Origin of the sequence: Mucilaginibacter sp. SMC90 (genome assembly GCF_022811725.1) — a bacterium.
Lineage (GTDB): Bacteria > Bacteroidota > Bacteroidia > Sphingobacteriales > Sphingobacteriaceae > Mucilaginibacter.
Map to the genome: position 1 here is coordinate 2,161,361 of NZ_CP094527.1, position 25,727 is coordinate 2,187,087.

The 25,727-nt window shown below is 42.6% G+C and carries 23 protein-coding genes and 1 pseudogene; 19 read left to right on the forward strand and 5 right to left on the reverse strand.

Going from position 1 to position 25,727, the window contains the following annotated elements; genetic code table 11:
• The first annotated feature begins 157 nt into the window (after positions 1-157).
• Both MTO98_RS09180 and MTO98_RS09185 read left to right on the forward strand, forming a co-directional pair.
• A complete protein-coding gene (locus MTO98_RS09180) occupies positions 158-1,015 on the forward strand; it encodes an SDR family oxidoreductase (protein WP_243486354.1) in 858 nt (285 codons plus the stop codon).
• A 67-nt stretch (positions 1,016-1,082) separates the two neighbouring features.
• Complete coding sequence (locus MTO98_RS09185) at positions 1,083-1,664, forward strand: Crp/Fnr family transcriptional regulator (protein WP_243486355.1); 582 nt, start codon at positions 1,083-1,085, stop codon at positions 1,662-1,664.
• On the opposite strand, the gene MTO98_RS09190 is transcribed toward MTO98_RS09185, so the two are convergent.
• Positions 1,661-2,251 (reverse strand): HD domain-containing protein, encoded by a 591-nt coding sequence (locus MTO98_RS09190; RefSeq protein WP_243486356.1) that lies wholly within the window; start codon positions 2,249-2,251, stop codon positions 1,661-1,663. The genes MTO98_RS09185 and MTO98_RS09190 overlap by 4 nt on opposite strands.
• Positions 2,252-2,416: 165 nt before the next feature.
• Here MTO98_RS09190 and MTO98_RS09195 point away from each other — a divergent pair, with 165 nt between their 5' ends.
• Both MTO98_RS09195 and MTO98_RS09200 read left to right on the forward strand, forming a co-directional pair.
• The gene (locus MTO98_RS09195) at positions 2,417-2,857 is read left to right on the forward strand and encodes a DoxX family protein (protein ID WP_243486357.1); all 441 of its coding nucleotides are present in this window, start codon (positions 2,417-2,419) and stop codon (positions 2,855-2,857) included.
• Positions 2,858-2,883: 26 nt separating this feature from the next.
• Positions 2,884-3,324 (forward strand): carboxymuconolactone decarboxylase family protein, encoded by a 441-nt coding sequence (locus MTO98_RS09200; RefSeq protein ID WP_243486358.1) that lies wholly within the window; start codon positions 2,884-2,886, stop codon positions 3,322-3,324.
• A gap of 26 nt (positions 3,325-3,350) precedes the next feature.
• Here MTO98_RS09200 and MTO98_RS09205 read toward each other — a convergent pair whose 3' ends face one another.
• Genes MTO98_RS09205 through MTO98_RS09215 form a run of 3 tightly spaced genes read right to left on the reverse strand, consistent with a single transcriptional unit; the run spans position 3,351 to position 6,115 of the window.
• Positions 3,351-4,901, reverse strand: coding sequence for an FAD-dependent monooxygenase (locus tag MTO98_RS09205; RefSeq protein WP_243486359.1), 1,551 nt, complete (start codon positions 4,899-4,901; stop codon positions 3,351-3,353).
• Between the two features lie 56 nt (positions 4,902-4,957).
• The gene (locus MTO98_RS09210) at positions 4,958-5,197 is read right to left on the reverse strand and encodes a hexameric tyrosine-coordinated heme protein (RefSeq protein WP_243486360.1); all 240 of its coding nucleotides are present in this window, start codon (positions 5,195-5,197) and stop codon (positions 4,958-4,960) included.
• Between the two features lie 45 nt (positions 5,198-5,242).
• On the reverse strand, positions 5,243-6,115 hold the full coding sequence (locus tag MTO98_RS09215; protein ID WP_243486361.1) for a helix-turn-helix domain-containing protein: 873 nt from the start codon (positions 6,113-6,115) through the stop codon (positions 5,243-5,245).
• Positions 6,116-6,705: 590 nt separating this feature from the next.
• Here MTO98_RS09215 and MTO98_RS09220 point away from each other — a divergent pair.
• The 14 genes and pseudogenes from MTO98_RS09220 to hmpA all read left to right on the forward strand — a co-directional run bounded on the left by MTO98_RS09220 (position 6,706) and on the right by hmpA (position 17,060).
• Complete coding sequence (locus tag MTO98_RS09220) at positions 6,706-7,671, forward strand: sensor histidine kinase (protein ID WP_243486362.1); 966 nt, start codon at positions 6,706-6,708, stop codon at positions 7,669-7,671.
• Between the two features lie 162 nt (positions 7,672-7,833).
• On the forward strand, positions 7,834-8,247 hold the full coding sequence (locus MTO98_RS09225) for a hypothetical protein (protein ID WP_243486363.1): 414 nt from the start codon (positions 7,834-7,836) through the stop codon (positions 8,245-8,247).
• A complete protein-coding gene (locus MTO98_RS09230) occupies positions 8,247-8,594 on the forward strand; it encodes a hypothetical protein (RefSeq protein ID WP_243486364.1) in 348 nt (115 codons plus the stop codon). Before MTO98_RS09225 ends, MTO98_RS09230 begins: the two co-directional genes overlap by 1 nt.
• Positions 8,595-8,614: 20 nt before the next feature.
• The gene (locus MTO98_RS09235) at positions 8,615-9,733 is read left to right on the forward strand and encodes an ATP-binding protein (RefSeq protein WP_243486365.1); all 1,119 of its coding nucleotides are present in this window, start codon (positions 8,615-8,617) and stop codon (positions 9,731-9,733) included.
• An 85-nt stretch (positions 9,734-9,818) separates the two neighbouring features.
• Positions 9,819-10,256 carry an Rrf2 family transcriptional regulator gene (locus MTO98_RS09240; RefSeq protein WP_243486366.1) on the forward strand — a complete coding sequence of 146 codons (438 nt, stop codon included), beginning with the start codon at positions 9,819-9,821 and terminating at the stop codon, positions 10,254-10,256.
• Between the two features lie 119 nt (positions 10,257-10,375).
• Positions 10,376-12,526: a cbb3-type cytochrome c oxidase subunit I gene (locus MTO98_RS09245; RefSeq protein WP_243486367.1), complete on the forward strand. Its 2,151-nt coding sequence runs from the start codon at positions 10,376-10,378 to the stop codon at positions 12,524-12,526.
• Between the two features lie 5 nt (positions 12,527-12,531).
• Positions 12,532-12,973, forward strand: a pseudogene (locus MTO98_RS34435) (cbb3-type cytochrome c oxidase subunit II); the annotation flags it as partial.
• Positions 12,958-13,578 (forward strand): cytochrome c, encoded by a 621-nt coding sequence (locus MTO98_RS34440; RefSeq protein WP_371825426.1) that lies wholly within the window; start codon positions 12,958-12,960, stop codon positions 13,576-13,578. The pseudogene MTO98_RS34435 and the gene MTO98_RS34440, both read left to right, overlap by 16 nt.
• 19 nt (positions 13,579-13,597) lie before the next feature.
• Positions 13,598-13,864, forward strand: coding sequence for a hypothetical protein (locus MTO98_RS09255; protein WP_243486369.1), 267 nt, complete (start codon positions 13,598-13,600; stop codon positions 13,862-13,864).
• Positions 13,861-14,268 carry a cytochrome C gene (locus tag MTO98_RS09260; protein ID WP_243486370.1) on the forward strand — a complete coding sequence of 136 codons (408 nt, stop codon included), beginning with the start codon at positions 13,861-13,863 and terminating at the stop codon, positions 14,266-14,268. Before MTO98_RS09255 ends, MTO98_RS09260 begins: the two co-directional genes overlap by 4 nt.
• Before the next feature lie 362 nt (positions 14,269-14,630).
• Positions 14,631-15,017, forward strand: a complete 387-nt coding sequence (locus MTO98_RS09265; RefSeq protein ID WP_243486371.1) for a group III truncated hemoglobin — start codon at positions 14,631-14,633, stop codon at positions 15,015-15,017.
• A gap of 198 nt (positions 15,018-15,215) precedes the next feature.
• Positions 15,216-15,509 (forward strand): cupin domain-containing protein, encoded by a 294-nt coding sequence (locus MTO98_RS09270; RefSeq protein WP_243486372.1) that lies wholly within the window; start codon positions 15,216-15,218, stop codon positions 15,507-15,509.
• A gap of 1 nt (position 15,510) precedes the next feature.
• A complete protein-coding gene (locus MTO98_RS09275; RefSeq protein ID WP_243486373.1) occupies positions 15,511-15,807 on the forward strand; it encodes a hypothetical protein in 297 nt (98 codons plus the stop codon).
• 38 nt (positions 15,808-15,845) lie between these two features.
• A complete protein-coding gene (hmpA, locus tag MTO98_RS09280; RefSeq protein WP_243486374.1) occupies positions 15,846-17,060 on the forward strand; it encodes an NO-inducible flavohemoprotein in 1,215 nt (404 codons plus the stop codon).
• 351 nt (positions 17,061-17,411) lie between these two features.
• Here the strand turns inward: hmpA and MTO98_RS09285 are convergent, their stop codons facing one another.
• Complete coding sequence (locus MTO98_RS09285; RefSeq protein WP_243486375.1) at positions 17,412-18,752, reverse strand: polysaccharide deacetylase family protein; 1,341 nt, start codon at positions 18,750-18,752, stop codon at positions 17,412-17,414.
• Positions 18,753-19,134: 382 nt separating this feature from the next.
• Here MTO98_RS09285 and MTO98_RS09290 point away from each other — a divergent pair, with 382 nt between their 5' ends.
• Entirely contained in the window at positions 19,135-25,602 is a 6,468-nt protein-coding gene (locus tag MTO98_RS09290) for an alpha-2-macroglobulin (protein ID WP_243486376.1), read from the forward strand.
• The last annotated feature ends 125 nt before the right edge of the window (positions 25,603-25,727 follow it).

Here is a 25,727-nt window from a genome sequence, read left to right on the forward strand (position 1 = left end):
ACATGATTTAAAGGATCGTCATTGCGAGGAACGAAGCAATGACGATCCTTTATTGTTCTATCAATTTTCTTGATAAATATCAATTCCCTTCTTATCAAACATCAATGTGCAGGTTGTAGCGCTGCGGTAGATTTGTATCAACAAAAAACGATACAAAATGTCAAAAACAATTTTTATAACCGGAACAAGCACAGGCTTTGGTAAGTTAACCACAATAACCCTTGCAAACGCAGGCCATACTGTAATAGCTGGTATGCGCGGAATAAATGGCAAAAATCAAGCGGTAGCAAAAGAATTATCGGCTTTGCCAAATGTTGAAGTAGTTGAGGTAGATATTACCGATGATGCCTCAGTTAAAGCAGCTTTTGAATATACGCTAAACAAATACGGCCACATAGATGTGCTGGTGAACAATGCAGCCGTTTCGGGCTTTGGCTTATTGGAAGGCTATTCAATTGATCAGATCAAACAGATGTTTGAGGTGAATTTTTATGGCTCCCTGCGCACTATCTTCGCGGTTTTGCCGGGCATGCGTAAAGCTAAGAACGGGCTTATCATAAACATTACTTCAGGTGCAAGCGGCCATACCCTGCCGTTCATGATCCCTTACCTTGCTTCTAAATTTGGAGTAGAAAGTATTACCGAAGGCTTACAGGATGAACTTGCTGCATACAATATCGAAAACGTAAGCATCCAGCCGGGTGTATATCCAACCGAAATGAACAATGGCAGTAAAGCCAGTATCCATGCCGATAAGCCGGAAATTGTTGCCGAATATGGCGAGGCTTCGGCACAGCAATTCAACGCTATGGGTACTGCACTTTTCAGTAAAATGGCCGAGTTTAATATGGACCCGCAAACCATTGCCGACGGTATATTACGCTTGGTTGAAATGGAAAGAGGCAGTCGCCCGCTGCGTTACCCGCTTGATGCCGTGGCGCAAGGCACCGATCAGGAGTTTATTGATGCCCGCGCTGCCATCAAAACCAAATGGTTAAGCAAATACACCGCATAAATTGCTGGTAAAAATATGACCTGAGCAAAAGCAAATATCCACAGATAAAAGGGATATTTGCTTTTGTATGTTTGAGATATTTAAAGAGTACATCAGCCAAAAAACAACCCTCACCGATGCAGGATACGCTAAAATTGAGGCGGTTTGTATCTATAAAAAGCTTCGTAAAAGACAATACCTGTTGCAGGAGGGCGATGTTTGGAAATATAACGCATTTATAACCAAAGGCTTGTTGCGTTTTTACAGTGTTGATGAAAATGGCCGCGAAAACATAGTGAGTTTTGCCAAAGAAAACTGGTGGACGGGCGACCGCGCAAGCCTGCTTACCGGCGAACCATCCAAAAATAATATTGATGCCATTGAAGATACCGAACTGATACTGATCACCAAAGCAAACTTTGACGGGCTTTGCCGTGAAATACCGGCTTTTAACGATATGGTGAACGCCATCCTGAACAAGAGCTTTATTACCAGTCAAAATCGCATCCATTCGGCAATTGCTTTTACCGCCGAGCAAAAATACCTTGATTTTGTGCAGAAATATCCGGATTTATCAGTCAGGATACCACAGGCCATGATAGCATCTTATCTCGGCATTACACCTGAAACTTTAAGTCGCGTGCGCAAAGAAACCGTAAAGAAACATTAGCCTTCACGTTTCATCAAATCGATGTTTTGCTGTTTTGCGGCTTGTAACACCGTTTTACCGTATTCGGTAAAAAACTGATGCTGTTGTAGTACTGCTAAGTTTAAGCTGTGCCATTCGCCATCGCTGAAATGCTTTGCCAGGCGCACTTCCCATTCCTGTTTTAAATCCCGGGCTAAATCCAGGTAGTTTTCAGATGCAAAATGGCGCAAGTCGGCGTCGCAAATAATTTGCTGTATGAGATTTTTGGGCGATTGCGGAATTTTGGTAGCCTCAATACAGTCCCATACCTGTTGTATAAAATCACTATTGTAATGATGTTGCATTAAAAAAGTACCGGCAATGATCATGCTGGTATCTTCATGCCCCTTGTAATGATAAAGATAGCCGGTATCGTGAAACCATGCGGCTATTGTTAAAATAGTTAATTCCTGCTTTTTTAACTTACAGTGCCCGGCAATTTCAAGAGCCGCGTTTACCACCCTTTGTGTGTGTGCCTTGTTATGAAAGTACATGGTTGCCGGAAGGTTTTCTTCCATCAGTGAGGTTACGTAGGCAGCTGCCTTTTTTACTATACTTATTGCAGGCATAAGATTGATGCGATACTACCCTCACAATCTGTAGAAATTTTGGATAAACGTTGGCTTGCCTGCCATTCAACAAAAAGATGACACTTTTATCTTATTTGTGTAAACATCAAATTCGCTTTATTCAGCGAGGGTTTAAACCTGTATTTTAGAGTATAATTATCATAAATGAAAAATACGCTTCAAATAGCACAGCTTTATTTTCGCTTTGCTTTAGGTATCGGTTTTTTGCTGCCCGTGGCCGATAGGTTAGGATTTTTGGGGGCACCGGGCCAAAATTCAGTAAGTTGGGGCAGCTGGGATAATTTTGTGGTTTATACCAATACGTTAATGCCTTACCTGAGCCGCCCGCTGGCGGGCGTAATGGGTTTTTTAGCAACGGTTTGTGAGGTTTGTATCGCCATTATGTTTATGGTGGGTTTTAAAATAAGAACGGCTGCTTATGCAAGTTTCGCCCTTACATTCACTTTTGCTGTGTGTATGACCCTGTTTTTAGGTGTTAAAGCTCCTTTTAGTTATTCAGTTTGGGCCGATAGTGCAGCCAGTTTAATGTTGGCCAGCATCACTACCTATCGATGGAGCCTTGATTTTAAATATGACGAATCATAATATTAAAATTTAAAACCCTAAATAGCATGAAACCACGCTTTAACCTGTTGCAGGCGGTTCCGCAAGCCTACAAACCTCTTCTTGAACTTGATAAAATGCTGGCAGATACCCAGCTGGATAAAATTCAGCGCGAAATGATCAAGATTCGCACCTCTCAAATAAATGGTTGTGCTTACTGCCTTAATATGCACAGTAAGGACGCATTAAAATATGGCGAGAGGCAGGAGCGTATTTTTGTGATGAGTGCCTGGCGTGAAGCCCGCAATTGGTTCAGCGAGCAAGACCAGGTGATATTGGAACTTACCGAGCAGGTAACCTTAATATCGAAGCACGGCGTAAGCGATGAACTGTTTGAAAAGGCAGTTGCCACGTTTGGCGAGGTCACCGTAGCACAGATCATACTGGCCATAGTATCTATGAACGCATGGAACAGGCTGGGCATATCGTTCGGAAAACAACCCGAATAGCTATGTTTAATGTTTGAGCCCTGCTTTTAATCTTTACTTTTAAAGGTATCAAAATAGCCGGTTATTAAAGCAGGGCTCATTTCGTCGGTGAGTAAACCTATATAATTGTCGGGCCTTATCAAAAGAAACAGCCCGGTTTTGACACCTAACTTTTGCCAGCCTTCGTTAATCGGCAAACTGATTATTTTTATATAGGGTATTAAATGATCAGGGAGATTATTGTTATCCCAATTGCAACCAATGCACAGCAGGTGAAACTTTGCTTCGGTAAGCAAATGATAAACGCTTTGCAATTTACCGTCAACCGCTGTCATAACATACGGGCACCTGTCACCGGCGTTAAACCTGAGTTTTTGTTTAATAAATTGTACGGATAGCGGACTCTCTTTATACGAATACCAAATTTGCGATAAGATCCTGAAAATACGTTTTGTTATCCATTTCGTTGATAATATCAGGTGTAAAATATGGGGCATAAGGTAGGTTCTTAACAAATAAATAAACCAGTTACGACCCGTCATAAACGCAAAAATGTTATCCGTAAATTTCATGAGCCATTGGGCAAAAGGATATCGTTCGGCGTGGTAAGTGTCTGTCAGCTTTTCTCCGGCAACACCGTTCAGTACCAGGGCCAGTTTCCAGGCCAGGTTGTGGGCATCCTGCAAACCGGTATTCATGCCCTGTCCGCCTGCAGGGCTATGGATATGTGCAGCATCGCCCAGCAAAAAGCAACGGTTTACCCTGAACCGGTTAACACAACGGTGGTGCAGTTTGTAAACCGAAAACCAGTTGAGTTTTTCAACGGCTAACGGTACTTTTACATTAGTAGCGATCGCGTTTTTCAGATCATCAAAATTAACATCATCATTGTTGGCAAAACTATCGGTCAATGTGCCTAATATGCGGTAATTGTTATTGCCATACATCGGGAAAAAAGCGCAAAAATTGATGCGCGACAATGAGGCAATGAGCTTGTTTGCCGGTTGCTGCCAGTTAAGCTGCACATCGGCTACAAAAAACTTATTTTGGTAGGTACCGCCATTAAAATTTAATCCCAATTGCTGCCTCACAATGCTCGATGCACCGTCGCAGGCCAGCAGGTATGAGGCTTTGATGTTTATTTTCCTGAAGGGATCGCTTTTATCATAAAGATCGGCTAAAACATGATCTTCATGTTGTTCAAAACTTACCAAACTTGTTCGCCATAAAACATCATGCCCCGTAGCTTTTAGCTGTTGATAAAGCAGGTCTTCATTTTTAAACTGTTCAAATGCCTGTAAATTAGGGAAATCAGTGAGACCGCCGCCTGCTTCTGCAGTTTTGAGCACTGCTTTCTCCCTGCCATTCATATAAACAGCAAATTTACTTATCACTTGTCCCTGCTGTAAAACAGTATCAACAATACCCATTTGCTGGTAAATTTCCATACTGCGTGCCGTAACCAACATAGCCCGCGACTCTTGAGTAGGGGCGGGCTTGGTATCAATAATAACAAAATCAATGTTAAAGCGGGCCAGCTGACAAGCGGCCATTAAACCGGTTGGCCCCGCACCGATAATAATTACCTGTGTATACATGATATATTACCGGCTTAAAATATGTAATTGATTTGTACGGCCATAGGCAGTAAACGCTATCGCCAGTAATTATTAGCTGCTGCTATTGTGGCAAACTCCGTTGCCACTGTTTGCCCCACAGCTATGAGCATGGCGGCATCTTCGGCATACACATTTCTGAGCTTTCCGCGAATTTCGGCATCAGGCTGGGTTACTTTAATAATAAGCCTTGCCATTTTAATGGCAAGCTCGCGGCCCTCTTGCGGCGTGGCCGTGATTAAAGTGTTGCCCGGAATTAGTTGTACAGTTTCTGACATGGCGGTAATTTAATTAATTGGCTATTGGGTTGGTTAAATATTTTATTAAAAAACGGGCTGTAATATTGTGCCCCTTTTTTTAAAATCAGAAAAACTAATTCCGGCAGCATTTTTGAAAAACTTGCTGAAGTGGGCCATATCGTAAAAACCCAGGTCGTATGCCACCTTTTTCATGCAGTTATCAGGGTGTATGGCCTGGCGTTTAGCTTCTGTTGCAACCCGTTGCCTTATATGGTACCCGGCCGATTGGCCGGTAAGTTTTTTTACAACCTCGTTAAGGTAATTGGGGGTTACCGATAATCTGTCGGCATAATCAGAAACCATTTTACACTCTCTGAAATGCTTATCGAGCAAGGCCATGAAATTGTGAAGAATGGCGGTATTTCGCGATTGTTTTGGAGCCTGTTCCATTGACTCCAGCTGGCGTGAAAGATAGATCAGGAAGATCTTGAAATAACGCTTTAATATTTCGGTACGATAAAGATTATGCCTGCTGTATTCTTTCAGCATTATTTCGGTAATATCGTTCATGTCGTCAGCCAGCTCACTGTTTATAGCAACAATTTGAGTTTGGCTAAACATTTGAAAAATAGGACTATATAAAGGCTCCCTGCCATAATCATCTATATCCAAAAACGACTCGGTAAAAGATATTATATAGCCCTGTAATCCGTTGCTAAATTTAAGGTCATGCAACTGGCCCGGTTTTATCAGCAGCAACTGGTTTGTATCAACGGCTTCCTTTTGCAAATTGAGTTTGTAGTAACCGCTGCCTGCTGCTATCCATATCAGCATGAAATAGTCATTGGGAAGATCAATGCCGTTTTCGCTGATCCATTCAATAGTATGGATTTTAAAGGGAAGGCAACAGGATGCTTTCTCAACATGGATCGGTGCAAAGTCGTTAAATTGTTTCATGGCTGATTAGTTTAAGGCTTGAAAACAAATATGCCATGGCTAATTTCGTGCCGTTATGTTTAAATTATTGATAATCAATTTGTTGATTTGTTTTAGCGGAGTGTGTTTAACGAAATATCATTATATTTCTGATCGAGGTGCGAAATATCGCAGCTTCCTAACAAACTGCTCGCCATTATACAAACCATATACTACCGGCTATAGGCAGGTAGTTGAAAAGGCCAAAACTTAACTGAAGTATTAATTACACCAATACTATTTAAAATTAAGTTTGAATATACAAAAGGTGGCACCTGAATTTTTGACCATAGTAACTACCCTTACATCAAAGATTTGCAGCAGCCTAAGGTTAATGGGAGTTAATATTTAATAAGTTGAACTTTAATTATATAGCCTGATATTAGTTTTTGTTATATATAGGTATCTGCAATACATAATTTATACATCAAAATCCATATCTAATACATCGCCGGGGCATGCAAAATATATTATTTTTATTAGTTGAATTTAATTACAGGTTTATAGGTACAGGACTATAAGTAGCTAATCAAACCTGTTAGTTTTAGACTGATCACAAAATAAAATATCAAGTGAATATCAATATAAACTCGCCCCGGTTTGATTGTAAGCTGATACTTACAGGCATTTTGCTGTTGATATCTACAAGTGCGCTTGCACAGGAATATGAACATACTGCTACAGATATTTTATGGGTACGGAGCAGTTTACTTATTATTAAATGGGATTTAATAACTATAGGTATTGCTTTGCTGCTTTTACTTTCGGGCATTACTTATGTTAATTACCGCCAAAAACGGCAGTGCAGCCTGCAACTGCAGATAAAGCAAAAAGAAATTAACGATCAAAACCAAATAATGCAGCATTTAACTGCTGATAAAGAACGGTTAATTGATGAAAAGGACTGGCTTTTGAAAGAGGTGCATCACCGCGTGAAAAATAATCTGCAAATAGTAATGAGTTTACTCAATACCCAATCTGCATTTTTAAAGAATAACGCTGCGCTTACGGCCATTCGTGAAAGCCAGAACCGTGTGCAGGCTATTGCGCTTATTCACCAAAAATTGTACAGCAACTCAAATGTAGCTTATATAGATATTGCAGTTTACATCAGCGAACTTATTAATTATCTTGTAGATTGTTATGACGCACACGAACGTGGCATCAGGATTGAGCAGCAAATAGAGCCGGTTAAAATGGATGTTGCCCAGGCCGTGCCGGTTGGCCTCATGCTTAACGAAGCCATTACCAATGCTATTAAATATGCTTTTCCGCATAAGCAAGGTTATATCAACATTTCGCTTGGTGCGCTTAATGATAATAACATCATGCTGAATATTGCTGATGATGGTATTGGGTTGCCGCAGGGATTTGACCTTAAAGACGCCTCATCTTTAGGTATGGAAATGATGAAGGCCCTTAGCAAACAGCTTGATGGGAATTTTAATATTGAAAATAACCAGGGCGTAGTGATCACCTTTGTTTTCAGGGCCGAAAAGAAGTTTGGAAACATTGAAAATGAAAGCTTTCCTGTGTAGTATTGATGGTTTAGCAAACTTTGGCCATATGTAATTTATACTACTGAAACCATAATTAGTACATTGATTTAGGGTATCCCCAACCCGAACTTTACATTGTTAAAATAACAGTTAATAATTAAATATTGGTTAATTGACGTAATAACATGTAAAGCCTGTACTATGAAAAAGTTTAATTGTTTCGCCGTTGCTTTCCTTATAAGTGTACTCATGTTCGTAGTAACGGGTTTGTTTGTTAAGCTTAGTACAGGGATGATGGAGCCATTAATACCTGCTAAACATTTCATCATAGTATTATATGTTATTTGCGCCTTAAAATTCGCTTTGCTGATCATTATGCTCATGCCTGGCAAAACAGTACTTAAGCAAATGAGCACCGGTTTCATCCTGGCCGATGTAATATTGCTGCTGTTTTATGATAACACCAGTGCCGCGGGCAGTGTTTCTGTATCTATTGTTGTAGCGCAGGTTTTGCTGCTGCTTTTTTACATGACTTTACAGGGCCGCCTGTGGCTTTACAAAAGCGATACCGCTAATAATACAATCGAAAATGAACTGATAGCTTCACCTATTTAATGAATAATGATATGCACCACGATGATGAACAATTGGTAAATCTCATTATTGATCTGCAGGAGCGGGGCTTTAATCATGATTTTGTTATCGAAAACGAACATATCAGGTGTTTGCAATATAACGAGCTGATTTCACCCGATGATTTTGAGATCATCGAAACATATCATTGCAAATCAACAGGTAACAGTGGTGATTGCAGTTTGGTGTATGCTATCCGGCTAATGAACTACGATATGAAAGGCATATTGATGAGCAATTACAGATCGTACATTAAAGGAATGTCATTGCGCTTATGGTCGAAGTTTAATTGTGTGATCAGGTTAAATCTATCAGTAATAAATAAATAAGTTAAGAAAAACATATCCAAATGAACAGGGAAATTAAAAATATGGAAAGCCGGGCAGGTATAATACCTGAACACACCATAGGGGCAGCATACATCGGCAACTGGAAAATTCAGCTCAAATCAAATAAAGTTTCCTTTTGCCCCCGAATGCGCAAGATTCTTGAACTATCAAAAGGGTATGATGAAAAAATTGATGAACTTTTTCAACTGGTTAAACCGGCTCAGCTAAGCGGGCTGGTACATGAATTTAAGGTTGCCTGTTTTAACGGTACCAGGTTTGAAAAACAGGTGCAAATTGTTACTCCATCGGGTAACGAAAAGTGGGTTATGCTTACGGGCGTATTATACTCACGCAGATGGGGCACTGCCGAACAAATGATAGGCACTATTGAAGATGTTACTCAAAAAGTTAATGAAGAATGTTTGAGCATGGCCATTGTAAACCATGAGCTACGCGCGCCTTTAACCATTATTAAGCTCAATACCCAATTTTTGATCAATCACCTTGCACACAGTATCAATAAGCAGCCGGTAAAGCTGTTGAATATGGTGGATCAGCACATTAACGGAATGACTAAACTAATTGACGAATATTTGTCGCCCTCAACCAGCGAGGAGAGCCCGGCACAACTCAATTTTAGTTTGTTTGATATCAATGACCTGATAGATACCGTACTTGTAGAAATGAGGATTTTATATCCTGGTCATCGTTTTTGCAAATATCCCACCGCAGATAGCATTTTTATCAGGGGGGATAAATACAAAATTACACAGGTATTGATCAATTATATAACTAATGCGGCCAAGTTTTCGCCGCCATGCTCGCATATCAACGTCAATATCAATCGTAACGAAAACGATGTTGAAATATCTGTGCATGACGAAGGGGTTGGTATTAATGAAGAAAATAGCCAGGCACTGTTCCAGAAGTTTTATCAGTGTAATCAAAAATCTGTAAGACAGAAAAACAGCAAGGGCCTGGGTTTATATATTGTAAAAAGCATTATCCAAAAGCATGGCGGCACGGTAAAAGCCGAAAATGGGAAAAATGGTGGAGCTGTGTTTTCTTTTAGTCTGCCGCTTAGTCAGCAAAGCAAATTTAATACTACCGGGCAGGAGGCGGTTAAATTAATGGCTTAAACAGTCATATTTAAGTAATGAAATAATAAAAGATAAAAATGTCTTTTATTATTGATCGAAATAACTACTTTTGCTTTATAAAGCAATGGGAATATTTTCAAAAACATGTGAGTATGCGGTAAGGGCGGTGTTTTTTATAGCTCAGCAAACCGCGGATGGCAGTAGGGTAGGCATAAAGGAGATAGCTGTAAATATTGATTCGCCTGAACATTTCCTGGCCAAGATCCTTCAGGATCTGAGCAAAAGAGGTATCATTCAATCGGTAAAAGGGCCTAACGGTGGTTTTTACCTGGATGCGCAAAGCCTGTCCCGCCCACTGTCGGATGTAATAGAAGCCGTTGATGGCGGAGGCATATTCAGGGATTGTGGTTTAGGGTTAAAAGAATGCTCATCAAAAAATCCCTGTCCGCTTCATCATGATTTTTTAGACGTAAGGAACCGTTTGCAAAACATGCTTGAATCTATCACCATAGGCCAGTTCAACGAAGATCTGAACCTGGGAATTGTAGTACTTAAAAAATAACGCGGTCCGCCCAAAAGGTTAAAGGCGCGGTCAAAATCATCCTGATTTTTAATGAATCAAATTATAGAACGCACCGAAACAGTTAATTTAAAAGATAAAAAGGTATTAATATATTTTATATGAAACTCAAAATCTACTTAATCCTTCGCCTCATAGGCATGCTGATGCTCGCCCCCGGCACAGCAGCCAATGCTTCCGGTGTTTTAAAGCCCGACCCCGCTTTTAATACCGTTGCCTGTATCATTATTGCGGTTACCATTTTCTTTTTGTTATTGCTGCTGCTCTGGCTTATCCGGCTGGCACGCGGTCTTAAAGAAGATGAAGCAGCACGCGAGAGAAATGGCGATCAATGGATCGTAAGGCAAATAAACGGTTTGGATAGCCGGCAGCTTGATCAGCTGATCAGCCGTCGGAACAGTCGTAAAAAAACGATCAGCAAAGCAAGGGGCGGCAATAACGGTTTTACCACTGTAATGGTGTTATTGCTGGTGCTTTCATCATTAGCTGCCCGGGCCCAGGCACCGGCCGAAAGTAAAAATGTATTGACCAGCCCCGGTATGATCATCATGCTTACGCTGATTTTTATACCACTGGTGGTGACTGTATTTTTGATAGGATTAAAGATCCGTAATGTGGCAGCCAAAAGCCGCTATAACCGTGTAAAAAAAGAAACCAGTGACCTTGCCCATGTTGTTGATAATGATGATGCTATATACGAGGATCTTATTAAACGTAAACAAGCACTCGACTATCATTTAACCAACAATGAGCTTGCAGGTACTATTGAAGCGGAAGACACAAAAGGTATGCTGCTCAATGTTGACGAAGTTCATGGCCCGCGTTTTTTTGCGTCCAAACGGAAGGCCGCCCCTAAACATCAAACAGATCCTAAGCTGGTAAAACTAATTATGTGGTACCTGGGCAGCGCTGCCTTTTGGCTGGTGCTGGGTACCTCGGTAGGCGAGTATATCGGCATTAAATTCGTATCGCCCGATGCTGATCATATCAGCTGGCTGAGTTTTGGCCGCTTAAGGCCTGTACATACCAATATGGTTTTCTGGGGCTGGTCGTCCATGGCCATGCTGGGTCTTGGCTATTACGTGGTATCCACAGTTAGCAATACCGTGGTTTATAGTATTAAACGCGGGTATTACTCGCTGGTACTCATGAATGCCGCAATTGTGATAGGCAGCGGCATGCTGATGGCCGATATCAATAACGGTGGCGGCGAGTACCGCGAATATATCTGGCCGGTTATGGCGCTTTTTGCAGGAGGTATAGTTGTGAGCCTGGTTAATTATATCCAAACTATAGCGCAGCGCAAAACTAAAGAGATCTATATCTCTAACTGGTATATCGTTTCGGCTATGATGTTTTTAACGGTGATCGTAACCGTTGGTTATCTGCCTTTTTACCAGGATGGCCTTGGCGAAACCATTGTACAGGGTTATTACATGCACCAGGCCGTAGGCATGTGGTTTATGTTCTTTAACCTCGGGCTGGTTTATTACTTTCTGCCGCAGCAGTTAAATACACCAATTTACTCCTACAGTTTGGGGATCCTGGCGTTTTGGTCGCAGATATTGTTTTATACCTTGATAGGTACGCACCACTTTATATTCAGTTCGATACCGTGGTGGCTGCAAACGGTAGCTATAGTAGGCAGTATGGGGATGCTGATCCCGGTGTTTTCGGGCACCACCAATTTTATCATGACCTTCAGGGGGAATTTTAATAAGATAGGCCGGAGTTATACACTGCCGTTTTATATCGTCGGCATCCTGTTTTACTTCACCGGCTCAACACAGGGCACGGCCGAAGCTTTTAGGGAAACCAACCTCATCTGGCACTTTACTGATTTTACCACGGCACATTCGCATCTTACTATGTACGGTATCATCGCCTTTTTTCTCTGGGCCTGTATTTATACCATAGTACCAAGGCTTACAGGCAACGAACCTAAGCAAGGATTAGTTGGGGCTCATTTCTGGATGGCTTTAATAGGTTTGTTGTTTTACACCATCCCGCTCATGGTAGGCGGCACCCTTAAAGGCATGTCCTGGCGCGATGGAAAGCCATTTATAGATAGTGTGGTGCTTATGGCTCCCTACTGGTTATGGCGCGCCATAGGCGGTTCGCTGATGTGGGCATCGCACCTGGTTTTTGCCTGGAACATGTATGTAATGTTTTCGGGCCATAAAAGCGATCCCGATATCAGGAAGGAAGTTTTTGAGAAGTTAGATACTATACCTGTTAATGCCGAAATCTGATAGCCATGGAAATCTATAACAACCATAAAAAACTTTTTACTGCCGCGTTATGCTTTTTCCTGCTGCTCACATTTTTTGTGGCGATAGGGCCGGCATTTACCAGCCAGAATAATAATGCTCCGTTGCCGGGCAGTAAACCATTAACCCACCTTGAAACCGAAGGCAAGGCAGTATTTATTGCCGAAGGATGCGTGGCCTGCCATACCCAGCAGGTACGTAACGTAGAAATGGATAAAGTTTGGGGTGCACGCCCAAACATAGCTGCCGATTACGCCAATATTACCCGCACCGATGTTTGGCGAAATACGGCCACCCTGATGGGCTCCGAACGTACCGGGCCCGATTTAACCAACGTTGGCACCCGGCAGCCAAGTAACGACTGGCATTACCTGCATTTGTTTAACCCACGGTCGGTAGTGGCAGAGTCAGTTATGCCGTCATATGAATGGCTGTTTGATATCAAGGATTACGCCTGGCCCAATGATGTGGTGGTGAATGTGCCCGATGATTTTAAAAAAGGCATAAGCGGCAAAATTGTAGCATCGCACAAAGCAGTGGCGCTGGTAGCTTACCTGCGTTCGTTAAAAGAAGTTACCCTGCCCGATGGTAAACCGGTACCGATATTCCTGTACGGGAAAAGTGATGCTGAAAAGACCGCTGCTGCCACAACCTCGGGCAAAGGTGCAGCCGCCAAACCACAATTTGATGGTGAAGCACTTTACGCCACCAATTGCCAGTCATGTCATCAGGGAAATGGAGAAGGTTTGGTTGGTGCATTCCCTGCACTAAAAGGCAGCAAGGTTGTGCTTGACGATAATCCCGAGGTACAGGTAACCATTATTATGAAGGGCTACAATGGCCGTGCAAGCGAGGGTTACGGTGTAATGCCTGCCGTGGGCACCAACAATAACCTGAAACCCGAAGAGGTTGCGGCTATCGTAAACCATGAACGTAGCAGCTGGGGTAATAACTCCAAAAAGGTAACGGCCGAAGATGTGAAAAAGATCATAGCCACATTTGATAAACCCGAAACCGTAACAGCTAAAAAGTAAAAATCAAGACCCTCATAAAATGAAAAAATATATCATACTGCTGCTCATGCTCATCCTTAAGTTGGATGCTATAGCTTGCGAGGCCTGTAAAAAGCAACAACCTGCTGGTTTTGGAAACATAACCCATGGCGCGGGCCCCGATAGCAACTGGGATTACCTTATTGTATTGGTAATGGTGGTTATTACACTATACGTGCTGGTAGCAACCATCAAATGCTTTATAAAACCCGGCGAAAAGAACCAGGAACATATTAAACGGATGATTTTAAACGACCTGAAGCCATGAGAGATCAAAGTTTTGTAACCCTGTTTATTGATGAAGACCCGAAGCCGATAGGAGAGTTTCCTGCGCCTGTAACCTTTGATCTGGACACCCGCAAATTAACTGATGGTAGCCATGTGCTAAAGGTTGTAAGTAAAGATCACCAGGGCAAGGAGGGCATTAAGCTCATCCCTTTTGTGGTGCGTAATGGCCCGGCGATAGCTATTGAGGGTTTAAAGAAAGATGAAATTGTAGAAGGAGTGTTACCCCTCATGATCAATGCCTATGGCAAAGGTGATCAGAAAACCTTTATGCTGGCTGGCAGCGAAACCCCGCAAAGCATCCCCTGGTGGCTGGTGGTAGGGATCATCCTGTTTGTAGCTTGGACGGGGTATTTCATTATCACATCGCTGTCGGTGAAGCTGTAGTTTTAGAGATTAGTGATTGGAGGTTAGAGGTTAGAGGTTGGGAGAATTGAATGAATAGTTAAAAGTAAACTAATCTCTAACCACTCCCCCCCGCGTTAGGGATAGTAGCGGATACCGGCCATGAGCGTAATGCCTGCAGGCGTATGAGCGGATAGCCCGGGCCGCAGGTAACGCACTGGTAATTCGGATTTCGGATGTTCGATTTCGGATTTTTTGCCTTATTGGCTTAGAAATCGGGGTGCCTTGGAAATGGAAATATAAAAAATATAGAACGTCAATCCGAACTTGTTTCGGGGCCCCATAATGCAGGTGACGCGCATGAGGTACACTTGGCAAGTGGGATGAAACTGAATAAACAAAAAATGAACGATATACAAGATCTAACATCAATTAAAATACTGGTTGATGAATTTTATACCAGGGTGCGGCTTGACGGTTTATTGGGACCCGTTTTTGCCGACGTAATAAAAGACGACTGGCAGCCGCACCTTGATAAAATGTACGCTTTCTGGAATGCTGCCTTGTTTGGTGTGCCGGGGTTTAAGGGTAATCCATTTGCTAAACACGCGCCGCTACCAATCAGCGACGACCATTTTAGCCGCTGGCTGGAACTGTTTATCCAGACGGTTGATGATCACTTCGTTGGGCCGATGGCTGATGATGCCAAGAACAGGGCAAACCTGATGGCCGTAATGTTTATGAGTAAGCTGGCAAATATGAAAGGTGGGCCAGGCAGGGTAATCATGTAGTGGATGCCGATAAATAGATGCTTTTTCGAGTAGGGCATGTGCGATTCCCTCCCTCGGGAGGGTGTAGGGAGGGGTTGCACCGGAAAATTCGTCAGCCGACAATACGCATAACCCCTCCCTGCCACTGCACTTAACAACCGCACCCCTCCCAGGGGAGGGAATTAAAAAAAGCTATCAACACAAGAAAAATCAAATGTTATGAAACAGCTTCAAAGAAACGAGCACTTTCAGGTAGTTAAAATTGAACTTACCGCCGGCGCAAATATGAAAAGGCATATAGCCACATCAGATGCTTACCTGATTGTGGAAGACGGTAACGCGCTGCTTATTTATGCCGGCGAAACCTATGAATTGAGTAAAGGCGAAACTTTCCTGATTCCGGCCAATGAACAGCATATGCTTAAAATTATCAATGATTTTAAAGCGTGGATTGTGCTGGCCAACGGTGCGCAGATCAAATACCTGGAGCCTGATAACATTTACATTAATTAATATGATCATAGAGCAAGTGCGGGAACAAATGGCATTGGCCACTGGCCCGGTAGCTAAAATATTAAAGCAGGGGAATAGCTATAAAATGATGGCTATCGGCCTCAAAAAAGGAGCGATTTTAAAAGAGCATAAAACCGCTGTACCTGCCACGCTGATAGTAACCGAAGGGAACGTGTTGTATAAAGAACATGAACGGTCGGTTGATTTGAAGCGCGATGCTGATTTTGAAATACCAATAAACGTGCTGCACAGCCTGCTGGCCCTTGAGGATAGTATTTGCCTTTTAATACAAGGTTAAGCAGGTACAGCAATTAATTATAAATATATACTGTTAAAATGATGATTACTAAAGAACAAAAAGAGCTGGTTAAGGCCACGGTGCCTGTATTGAAGGAGCATGGAGTATTGTTAACAACTCATTTTTACAACCGGATGTTTACCCACAACCCCGAGCTTAAAAATGTGTTTAACATGGGCAACCAGCAAAACAGCAAACAACAAACGGCCCTTGCTATGGCCGTACTGGCTTACGCCGAACATATCGAAAATCCGGGAGTGTTGATGCCTGTACTTGATGGCATTGGTCAAAAGCACACAAGTTTGGATATAAGGCCCGAGCATTATGCTATTGTTGGCGGGCATCTCATTGCTTCAATTGGAGAAGTATTGGGTGATGCAGCAACACCCGAACTGCTGGAAGCCTGGACTGTGGCCTACAATCAGCTTGCGGCTCTTATGGCTGGTCATGAGCAAAACTTATACAGCAAACAGGTTGCAAAAAAAGGCGGCTGGACAGGCTGGAGGCCATTTGTGGTAAAGCAAAAAGTAAAGGAATCGGCAGAGATCACTTCATTTTACCTTTACCCTACGCATGGCGGTGCTGTGCCTGATTTTACTCCCGGTCAGTTTTTAAGTGTGCGTTTGTTTTTGCCCGAGCTTAATTTGTTGCAGCCCCGTCAATATAGCATTTCAAGTGCACCTAACGGCGAGTATTATCGTATCTCAGTTAAACGTGAAGCCGGAACGGAGCTGCTTGCCGATGGCATGATCAGCAACCGCCTGCATAATTTTGTTAATGAAGGTGATATCATTGAGGTATCGGCACCGGCAGGAGGTTTTGTATTAAGCGGTGATGGCGATCACCCGATAGTTTTCATTAGTGGAGGCGTTGGTCAAACTCCGTTGATGAGTATGATGGAAAGCCTGATCAAAAGCGGCAGCAAGCGACCTAAAACATGGATCCACGGTTGCCGCGATAAAAATGTGCACGCCTTTAAAGAAGTTATTGAACACTGGGAAGGTAAAAACGAAGGGGTTAAAAAGCACATTTTCTACAGCGAAGTGGAAGAGGGTATAGCTGATAATTTATATACTGGCTGGGTTGACCTTAACCAACTAAGCGATGAAATATTTGAACCAAATACCGAGTACTACATTTGCGGTCCGGCTGGCTTTATCGAACTGCATTACCGCGAACTGGTTAAAAAAGGTATCGATAAACAACTGATCCATTTTGAAGAGTTTGGCCCGCAAACTTTGCAGTTGAATTAAGAAGCTGTTTTAAATGTAGAGACGCATCACATGCGTCTCCCGCATCAAATTCTTGAAGTTAATGATTACGAAGCTGCTTGTCCTATGGGAGACGCATCACATGCGTCTCTACCAGAAAGCTTCATTGCCGTAGGTTTCAACCAACGGGATAATGAGTAGCAATAAGCGGGCTTCAGCCCAAATTCGCTTGTATAATTGGGCTAAAGCCAGGAATTTTTAGCTTTTTATTCTGTTGGTTGAAACCTACGGCAATGAGTGTTTTTAGGTAAGTTTAAAAAGTAGTAGTTATCCGTGCTGAAATAAGATGTTTTTTACATTGGTTGTTTCAGCACGAAATAACTATTCAACATATTATCCTTTTTTCAGCGTCACTACTGCTTCATTTGGTTGTGCCTGATATAGTACATAAGTGCCTTGATCATCTTTAGCTGTACTGATCTTTTTGCTTTTTGAGCCCTGGGTAACTGTTGCGCTTGTCCAGTTTGATGATACATAGGTTTTGAGGGTTAATGGCAGATAGTACATCTTGCCATCAAGGCTATGGCTTACCTTAACCTGTATTGTGTTTCCTATCGGAGAGGCTACAGCTTTACCATGTTCGCGTTCGCGCATGTACCGGGTTACATCGCCAAAAGTTGCTACCCATAGCTTGTCATTTTTGCTTTTGATGTACTGGAAATATTCGTCAAGCAGGTTACTTGGCAGGGCTTCGTAGCCCATCCCGTCAATACCATGGAACACCAGTACCAGCCAGGTATTGGTATGGTTAAGCGTAGTATCAACCCAAAGCTTCATCATTGGCAGCGGTGTTTTGGTGGTTGCGCCACGTTGCCATTGAATATAATCTTTATCGGTTGAGCCCGGCGTTTGCTTGCTGGCCCGGTCAATCTCTTTTAACCATGGCTCGGGCATGCGATTTCTTAAAGCCGGATAGATTTTGAGTGCATAGCCCATCACGCGGTCGTTTTCAAAACCGTAAGGGCACTCTGCCGAAAATGTATGTTTGGGACCAAGCTGGGCCAGGATATCCGCCTTGCTTTTTTCCAATTCCCAAAGCAGGTTAGGCTCGTCAAGCCCGGGCATACTTGGGTGAGTGATAGAGTGACTTGCAAACTCATAGCCCTCGGCCGCATCTTTCCTGAAATCATTCCAGGTTGAGCCGATGGATTGTTTAAACTCATCGTTGGGTTCGTAGCCTGGTTTCAATTCGCCGTTACGGGCTTTGGCGTAAATGTCATCTAATACTTTAAAAGCTTTTTCTTTTTTACCGCTGTCATACAAGCTACCGGCTTGTGTGTGGGCGGCAATGGTACCCATATAACCTAAGTACCCCGCAGCTGAGCATCGCTCAAAAAAGTTTTGATCATTAGTAGGTACCGTTGCCGATTCTTTAATGATATCCTTTACCGGGCGACCAATAAATTTTCCGTGGTATTTGGATGCGGGAATAGATCCTGTAATAATGAAAAATGTGGCCGGCATTTTCAGGCGCTCCATTACCGGGAGGGCTTTTCTGAACTGGTTCATGGAGCCGTCATCGTAAGTAAGGGAAACAGCGCCGGTTTTGCCGTATTGCCATTTGGTTATTTCGGTAGTACCGGGTTTGGTCTGGGCGTTGCCTTGCAAGCCTTGAATGCCAATGAGTGCTGTGAGCAGCAGGGTTTTAACTGGTTTATAAGTGGTGGTAAGCATGATTAAAATTAACTTTTTAAATTAATTTACAAAGTAATATTGCTGTTTCAATTGACTGGGGATCAACAGTTAAAATTGTTTTATGGAAAGTGGAGATATATTGCATCTTAATGTTATTGTGAACGCTCGCCGGATTTACTCACCCCGACATCGCTGCGCTTGTCACCCCTCTCTCCGCTTTGCGGAAAGAGGGGATTAATAAATGAATTTCTTACCCTCTTTGTGGCGTAGCCGGAGAGAGGGTGGTCCAGCGAAGCGTAGACCGGGTGAGTCAATTATACAAGCTGCATTCACCCAACTGTTAAAAAACACTAAATTTTAACCTGTGGATATTTTCTATCTTGTTTCACCGTTTAAGCATCAACCAAAACCACTATCCAGCATGTTATCACAACTTGCCAAAACATTGAAGTGCCTGCTTATTTTAAGCTTTCTTTTTTCTGTTAAAACAGTATCAGCACAAAATAAATACGATGCCATCAGTTTTCGGATCGATTCATTAGCTTCCGTAGGTTTGCCCAAGTCGGCTTTAAAGGAAGTTGACAGGCTTGACAAGCTGGCGCATGATGAGAAGAATTCCCCTCAGCAGGTACGCGCGGTAGTTTACCGGATGACATTTCAATCATACATTGAAGAAGAAGCGCTGGTGGCTATCATCGCCAGGCTAAAAACTGATATTGATAAAGCGCAGTATCCAGTAAAGCCGGTATTACAATCAATGCTGGCCGAAATGTATTGGAATTATTACCAACAAAACCGTTACCAGTACAGCCAGCGAAGCCGCGTTGAAAAACATGGCGACGATTATACACAGTGGGATTTACAAACCATCATTGCCGAAACAAGCAATCTTTACCGGCTTTCACTTGCAGGTGCCAAAGAGGAGCAAGCCACGCCAATTAGTGTGCTCGATGGTGTTTTAAAGGGCGATAAAACCATCCGCTACCTGCGGCCTACACTTTATGACCTTTTGGTACAGCGTGCGTTTGAATTTTTCCTGGCTGATGAACCTGGGATCACCAAGCCTAAAATGGCTTTCTCATTAAACAATCAGGCATTTTTTGCAGATGCCCGTTCATTTGTTAAAATAAACATCAATACTGCCGATACTGCTTCAACATGGTATCATGGGCTTAAATTACTACAGCAAGCAACTGCATTTCATCTGAAGGAAAATAACGAAGATGCACTTGCCGACCTTGAACTGCAGCGGCTCAAATTTTTACATAATAAATCTACTTTAAGCAATGCTGATTCTTTATACCTGCTTGGGTTAAAACAAATAGCCACCAGTTATGGCACAAAACCGATCAGTGCCGAAGCCTTGGTACTTAACGGCCTTTATTATCAGCAGCTCGACAGCCTTGTAACAGCGCATGGCTACTATGAAAAAGCTCAAGAGTTGTTCCCTAATAGCATAAGCGGTAAAAACGCGGCTATTTACATCCGGGAAATAGAAAGGCGGGTTTTATCGGCTCGGGTGGAGGAGGTATATGCTCCTGGCAAACCATTACTGACCAGTTTAGAATATAGTAATATTAAACAGGCAAAATTTGCTATTTACAGTATTACCGACGGGCAAATAGATCAGTTAAAAAAAGACGGGCAGCAGGATGACGAGCAGATGCTCATGATAACAACGAAGGTATATGATTTTGTAAGTAAATTAAAGCCTGTTGAAACCGGCGAACTTTCGCTGCCTGATCCGCATGATTACAGAAGCCACCGGGCCGAATTTAAGATAGCCCCGCTGCAGCCTGGTAATTATATTATTATGATTGGTGACTCCTTATCAAACAAATCGCTGTTAACAGGCCTGGCGCAGTTTAAAGTAAGCGGATTAGCATATGTCACCAGGCAAAGGCCTGATGGTGTAAAGGAGATCAGGGTGCTTGACCGTGACAGTGGCAAGCCATTGAAAGGCGTAAATGTTGATGTATACAATACTTATAACGATAAAGGGAAAATATTAAAGAACCCTATAAGTAAGGGTCCCTCTGATGCCAATGGTGTATTTACTTTTACATGCCGTGGGGACTATTATAATGTAAACCTTTCAACCGCTAACGATAAGTTTGCCAGCAAAAACAATTATGTAAACGGGGCCATAGAAACCTCGCAGCCTGTAGCCAAGCCCATTCAAGAAACCATGCTGTTTACCGACAGGCAGATCTATCGTCCCGGGCAAACGGTTTATTTTAAGGGATTGCAGATAAGCACGCTGAACAACAAAAGCAGCATTATGCCCAATGAACAGGTTGTTGTTAATTTAACGGACGATAACAGGGAAAAGCAAGGTAGCCTTAACCTTAAAACCAACGAGTATGGTACCGTAACAGGTTCTTTTGTTATACCTCAGCAAACACTTGCCGGAATTATGTTTGTGAATACAGATCACGGCGCAGCAATGATCCGCGTTGAGGAATATAAGCGGCCTACATTCCAGGTAACGTTTTTGCCGGTTAAGGAAACTTACCGGTTTAATGATTCGGTTCGTATTACCGGGAAAGTTACCGCGTTTTCGGGGTATGGCATTTCGGGTGCCAACGTAGCCTATCATATTAAACGAACCCCCGCTTACCGGCCTTATTATTTAAAGATGAGAGGCGATGATTACTTCAATAATTCGGGTGATGCTGAAATAGCCTCAGATACAATTAAGACCAGCAGTAATGGCGAATTTCAGCTTGCTTTTAAAGCTTCGCCTGGTAACGGGAAATTGCCCGATATGTATAATTATAACTTTACTGCCGATGTAACCGACGGCAGTGGCGAAACCCAGTCGGCAAATACGGATGTGAAAGTAAGTAATAATGTGCTTGATCTGGATGTATCAGTACCTGAACAGTTATCGGCAAAAGATAAAGCCCTGATACCTGTTAAGCTCAGCAATATAAATGGCCAGCCTCAAAACGGGGTACTTAATGTAAAGGTTTATTCATTAATTAAGCCTGATGGCGTATTCAAAAAAAGGCTTTGGCAGGTTCCTGATCAATACCTGTTGGGTGCCAGCGAGTTTAAAAAGCTATTTCCTGGTTATGCCTATAAAAATGAAGACGACCGTAACACCTGGCAGATAAATAAAACAGTTGTTGATGCCGATATCAAAGTTAGCGATACTACAAATAATCAGCTTGATCTGGCAGCGTTAAAGCTGCAGCCAACCGGTGTTTATAAACTGGTAATAAATGCGAAGAATAATAGAGGAGATACCACCACCCAATTCTATTATATTAAACTTCATGCAAATCCAGACAAAGCGCCTGATATGGATAGCTGGTTAACTACCATTGATGATGAAATAAACAAGGCCGGGGATACTGCTGAGTTTTGGCTGGGTATAAGCAGAGAAAGCCAAATCCTGGTTGAAAAGTACGAGGGCGCTAAAATGCTGTCGTCGGAGTGGCTTAACATTGGAGGCGATCATCAGCAAAGTTTAAAAATAAAAGTACCGGCAACGGCAAAAAATAACTTCACGGTGCAGTTTTTAATGGTAAACGATAACCGCCTGTACAGTTATTATAAACAGATCAAAATAAAAGATACTACTACTGCATTGAACATTCGTTTCCTCACTTTTAGAAACAAGCTGCAGCCCGGCGAAAAGGAACAGTGGAAAGTGCAGGTGTCTGAACCCGGTAAAGAAAAGGAGCAAGCCGAACTGCTGGCCGGTATGTACGATGCCTCACTTGATGACGTTGCGCTGCCTCAAACCTGGGATCACCAATTGCCAACCTATGGCTATGACCCCAACTATTTCAGCTGGCAAACTTTTAATGAGTTTGTGCAGGTCACAAACACATCTGCTTTTAATAGGGCTCCGTATTATGGAACAGGTATATCAAATTTTAATTATGAAACGCTCAACTGGTTTGGCTACAGCTATTTTGGCAGCAATAATTATGGTTATAATACTTATATCGAATCAGTAAAAAAATATAAAACAGAATCGGCTAAGGATAAGCAGATCGAAGCCACGTATCTTAAAAATTCCGCGCTTATAAAAAGTGGTACAGTAGTGAGTGGCAGGGTACTCAATCAATTTAATATGTCGCTCGCCGGCATTAAAATTGCCATTAAGGGTACAAATATTAGTACTACATCAAACTCATTGGGCTTTTACAAGATCAAAATACCGCGAAATGCCATATTGATATTTAGCGGTCAGCGCATGCTGACGAAATATATTAGCTCGCCGGCAAACGGATATGTGAGGATGAATTTTGAGAAACCAAATCTCATAAGAATTAATGGAAAGGACTATTTAAGTGTTGCCGATCCTGGCGAGAAATTAATGGCCGCTGATGTAGTTAATGAAATCAGGATTGATGAGCCAGTGGGCTATAGTGATGTAAAAGCGGTTGCTGCACCCGTTATGTTACAAGGTAGGGCTGCAGGGATGCAGGTTGCTTATGATGTAGCACCTCTGACAAACTCCTATAACGTTCAAATGCGTGAAGTTCAATATAAATCGGTTGGCATGCACTATGATGAACTCAGGTATGATCAGAAAACCATCACTACCCGTAAAAACTTTAACGAAACCGCTTTCTTTTATCCGCAACTTCGCACAAATGAAAAAGGACAGGTAATCATTGAGTTCACTATGCCTGAAGCCCTTACCAAATGGAAGTTCATGGCCTTTGCACATAACAAGCAATTGCAATTAGGTTATACAGAGGCGGAGGTTGTTACGCAAAAACAATTAAGTATCACTGCCAATATGCCCCGCTTCTTACGTGAGGGTGATACTGTAACCGTATCAGCACGGCTGGCTAATTTAAATACAGAACCATTGAAAGGCAAGGTTGAGTTGCAGCTCTTCAATGGCATCAACATGCAGCCTGTTTCTTTATTGATGAACAAGAGTGAGGCACAGCAAAAGTTTGAGATAGATGCTTCGGCAACCAGGGCCGTTTCTTTTAAACTGGTGATACCGCCAGGGCTTGACGCACTTACTTATCGTTTAACTGCCGACGCGGGTAAATATAGCGATGGCGAAGAAAATACCATTCCTGTGCTGCCTAACCGCATGCTGGTTACCGAAAGTATGCCAGTGATGGTGCGGGCTGGACAAAGCAAAACGTTCAATTTCGATAAGCTGATCAACAACAGCAGCACTACCCTCAAAAGTAAAACCCTTACGCTTGAATATAGCCAAAACCCGGCCTGGTATGCTGTGCAGGCTATCCCGTACATGATGGAGTTTCCGTATGAGTGCTCAGAAAAGTTATTTAGCCGGTACTATGCCAATAGCCTGTCGACAGATCTGATCAGTAAAATGCCACTTATTAAACAGGTATTTGATCGGTGGAAAAGCAGTGATAGTAAAGAATTGCTCTCTAACCTCGAAAAGAACCAGGAATTGAAAACCACCCTGCTTGAGGAAACTCCCTGGCTGCAGGATGCCCTTAGCGAATCGGAACAAAAGAAAAGGATAGCCCAGCTTTTTGACCTCAACAAAATGAGTTATGAAATGAAGGCCAATCTGGATAAGCTGAAACAAAAGCAATTGTCAAACGGGGCATTCCCGTGGTTTGGTGGTAATTATGCCGACGATTATATCACCCGCCATGTTTTGGAAGGGATAGGGCAGCTTTATCACCTCAAGATAGTTACTGCCGATGATAAAACCATAAAAGAGATCGCTGATAAGGCCCTTGATTACATGGATGCTGAACTGATAAGCGAGGATAAAGAAGCAAAAAAGCAAAAGAACTATCAATCGGGGGATGTTAATCAGAACGAGGTTCATGCGTGGTATGTGCGGAGTTATTATACCGATAAACCAATGGGGCCGGCGCTCAAATCCATCTTCAGTAACTATCTGAAACGTGCCGAAGATCAATGGGTAAGGCAGAGCATTTATGAGCAGGGGATGATAGCCTTTACTATGTTGCGCAACGGAAAACCGCTAATTGCAAATGCCATTATCAAATCGTTAAAGGAAACTGCACAAACATCGGATGAGATGGGGATGTACTGGGGTAAAAACATGGTGGGTTATTATTGGTATCAATCGCCCATTGAAACACAAAGTTTGATGATCGGGTTATTCACCGAGGCGGGTAATAATGCCAAAGCCGTTGAAGAAATGAAGATCTGGCTGATGCGTAACAAACAAGCTAATAACTGGAAAACCACCAAAGCAACTGCCGCTGCCGTATATGCTTTGCTGTTAAAGCAGCAGGATTGGCTAAACGGCGGCACTGCATCTGAAATTATACTGAACAACAAACCTCTTGCCGAATTAAAGCCGGATATTAAGGCTGATGCCGGCACAGGCTACATTAAAACCAGTTGGGTTGATGAACAAATAAAACCGTCATTAGGCAAAGTTGAGATCAAAAACAATGGAAAATCAATCAGCTATGGGGCTATGTATTGGCAGTATCTGGAGCAAATGGATAAGATCACGCCATCGCAAACAGATATCCACCTTGAGCGTAAATACTTTATCAAAAAACAAACCGATACCGGACCTATATTACAGGCGCTTGACGCCGCTCATCAGCCCAAAACCGGCGATTTGCTCAAAGTGGTGGTGTATTTGAAAGCCGGTCGCGATTATGAATATGTACAGCTTAAAGACCTTCGCCCGGCAGGTACAGAGCCTTTATCTGCTCTTTCCGAATATAAATACCAGGATGGCTTATCGTATTACCAGGTAACTAAAGATGTGGCGACAAATTTCTTCATCAGCAATTTAACCAAAGGCAGCTATGTGTTTGAGTACGAATTGCGGGTAGCCCAACCGGGTAATTTCTCAACCGGCATTACCAGTATTCAATGCATGTACGCGCCTGAGTTTAATGCGCATAGTGAGGGCAGCAGGGTGGTATTTAAATAGAATGATTATGTTACCCGTTGTCATTTCCGATGGAACAAGGGTAGGAATAAGCGCCGGGGGAGAAAGAGAGATCTTGTACGTCATGCTAAGTGGTTATGCAAAGTTCGCCGAGCATGGCGTATAAG

What these genes read in the sequence shown, in the direction of transcription:
- MTO98_RS09275 (WP_243486373.1), top strand. Translation starts at nt 15,511, where the DNA reads ATGATCATAGAGCAAGTGCGGGAACAAATGGCATTGGCCACTGGCCCG.
- MTO98_RS34440 (WP_371825426.1), top strand. Translation starts at nt 12,958, where the DNA reads ATGCCGTCATATGAATGGCTGTTTGATATCAAGGATTACGCCTGGCCC.
- MTO98_RS09230 (WP_243486364.1), top strand. Translation starts at nt 8,247, where the DNA reads ATGAATAATGATATGCACCACGATGATGAACAATTGGTAAATCTCATT.
- MTO98_RS09285 (WP_243486375.1), bottom strand. Translation starts at nt 18,752, where the DNA reads ATGCTTACCACCACTTATAAACCAGTTAAAACCCTGCTGCTCACAGCA.
- MTO98_RS09270 (WP_243486372.1), top strand. Translation starts at nt 15,216, where the DNA reads ATGAAACAGCTTCAAAGAAACGAGCACTTTCAGGTAGTTAAAATTGAA.
- MTO98_RS09240 (WP_243486366.1), top strand. Translation starts at nt 9,819, where the DNA reads ATGGGAATATTTTCAAAAACATGTGAGTATGCGGTAAGGGCGGTGTTT.
- MTO98_RS09235 (WP_243486365.1), top strand. Translation starts at nt 8,615, where the DNA reads ATGAACAGGGAAATTAAAAATATGGAAAGCCGGGCAGGTATAATACCT.
- MTO98_RS09215 (WP_243486361.1), bottom strand. Translation starts at nt 6,115, where the DNA reads ATGAAACAATTTAACGACTTTGCACCGATCCATGTTGAGAAAGCATCC.
- MTO98_RS09290 (WP_243486376.1), top strand. Translation starts at nt 19,135, where the DNA reads ATGTTATCACAACTTGCCAAAACATTGAAGTGCCTGCTTATTTTAAGC.
- MTO98_RS09185 (WP_243486355.1), top strand. Translation starts at nt 1,083, where the DNA reads ATGTTTGAGATATTTAAAGAGTACATCAGCCAAAAAACAACCCTCACC.
- MTO98_RS09245 (WP_243486367.1), top strand. Translation starts at nt 10,376, where the DNA reads ATGAAACTCAAAATCTACTTAATCCTTCGCCTCATAGGCATGCTGATG.
- hmpA (WP_243486374.1), top strand. Translation starts at nt 15,846, where the DNA reads ATGATGATTACTAAAGAACAAAAAGAGCTGGTTAAGGCCACGGTGCCT.
- MTO98_RS09190 (WP_243486356.1), bottom strand. Translation starts at nt 2,251, where the DNA reads ATGCCTGCAATAAGTATAGTAAAAAAGGCAGCTGCCTACGTAACCTCA.
- MTO98_RS09210 (WP_243486360.1), bottom strand. Translation starts at nt 5,197, where the DNA reads ATGTCAGAAACTGTACAACTAATTCCGGGCAACACTTTAATCACGGCC.
- MTO98_RS09265 (WP_243486371.1), top strand. Translation starts at nt 14,631, where the DNA reads ATGAACGATATACAAGATCTAACATCAATTAAAATACTGGTTGATGAA.
- MTO98_RS09180 (WP_243486354.1), top strand. Translation starts at nt 158, where the DNA reads ATGTCAAAAACAATTTTTATAACCGGAACAAGCACAGGCTTTGGTAAG.
- MTO98_RS09195 (WP_243486357.1), top strand. Translation starts at nt 2,417, where the DNA reads ATGAAAAATACGCTTCAAATAGCACAGCTTTATTTTCGCTTTGCTTTA.
- MTO98_RS09225 (WP_243486363.1), top strand. Translation starts at nt 7,834, where the DNA reads ATGAAAAAGTTTAATTGTTTCGCCGTTGCTTTCCTTATAAGTGTACTC.
- MTO98_RS09205 (WP_243486359.1), bottom strand. Translation starts at nt 4,901, where the DNA reads ATGTATACACAGGTAATTATTATCGGTGCGGGGCCAACCGGTTTAATG.
- MTO98_RS09260 (WP_243486370.1), top strand. Translation starts at nt 13,861, where the DNA reads ATGAGAGATCAAAGTTTTGTAACCCTGTTTATTGATGAAGACCCGAAG.
- MTO98_RS09255 (WP_243486369.1), top strand. Translation starts at nt 13,598, where the DNA reads ATGAAAAAATATATCATACTGCTGCTCATGCTCATCCTTAAGTTGGAT.
- MTO98_RS09200 (WP_243486358.1), top strand. Translation starts at nt 2,884, where the DNA reads ATGAAACCACGCTTTAACCTGTTGCAGGCGGTTCCGCAAGCCTACAAA.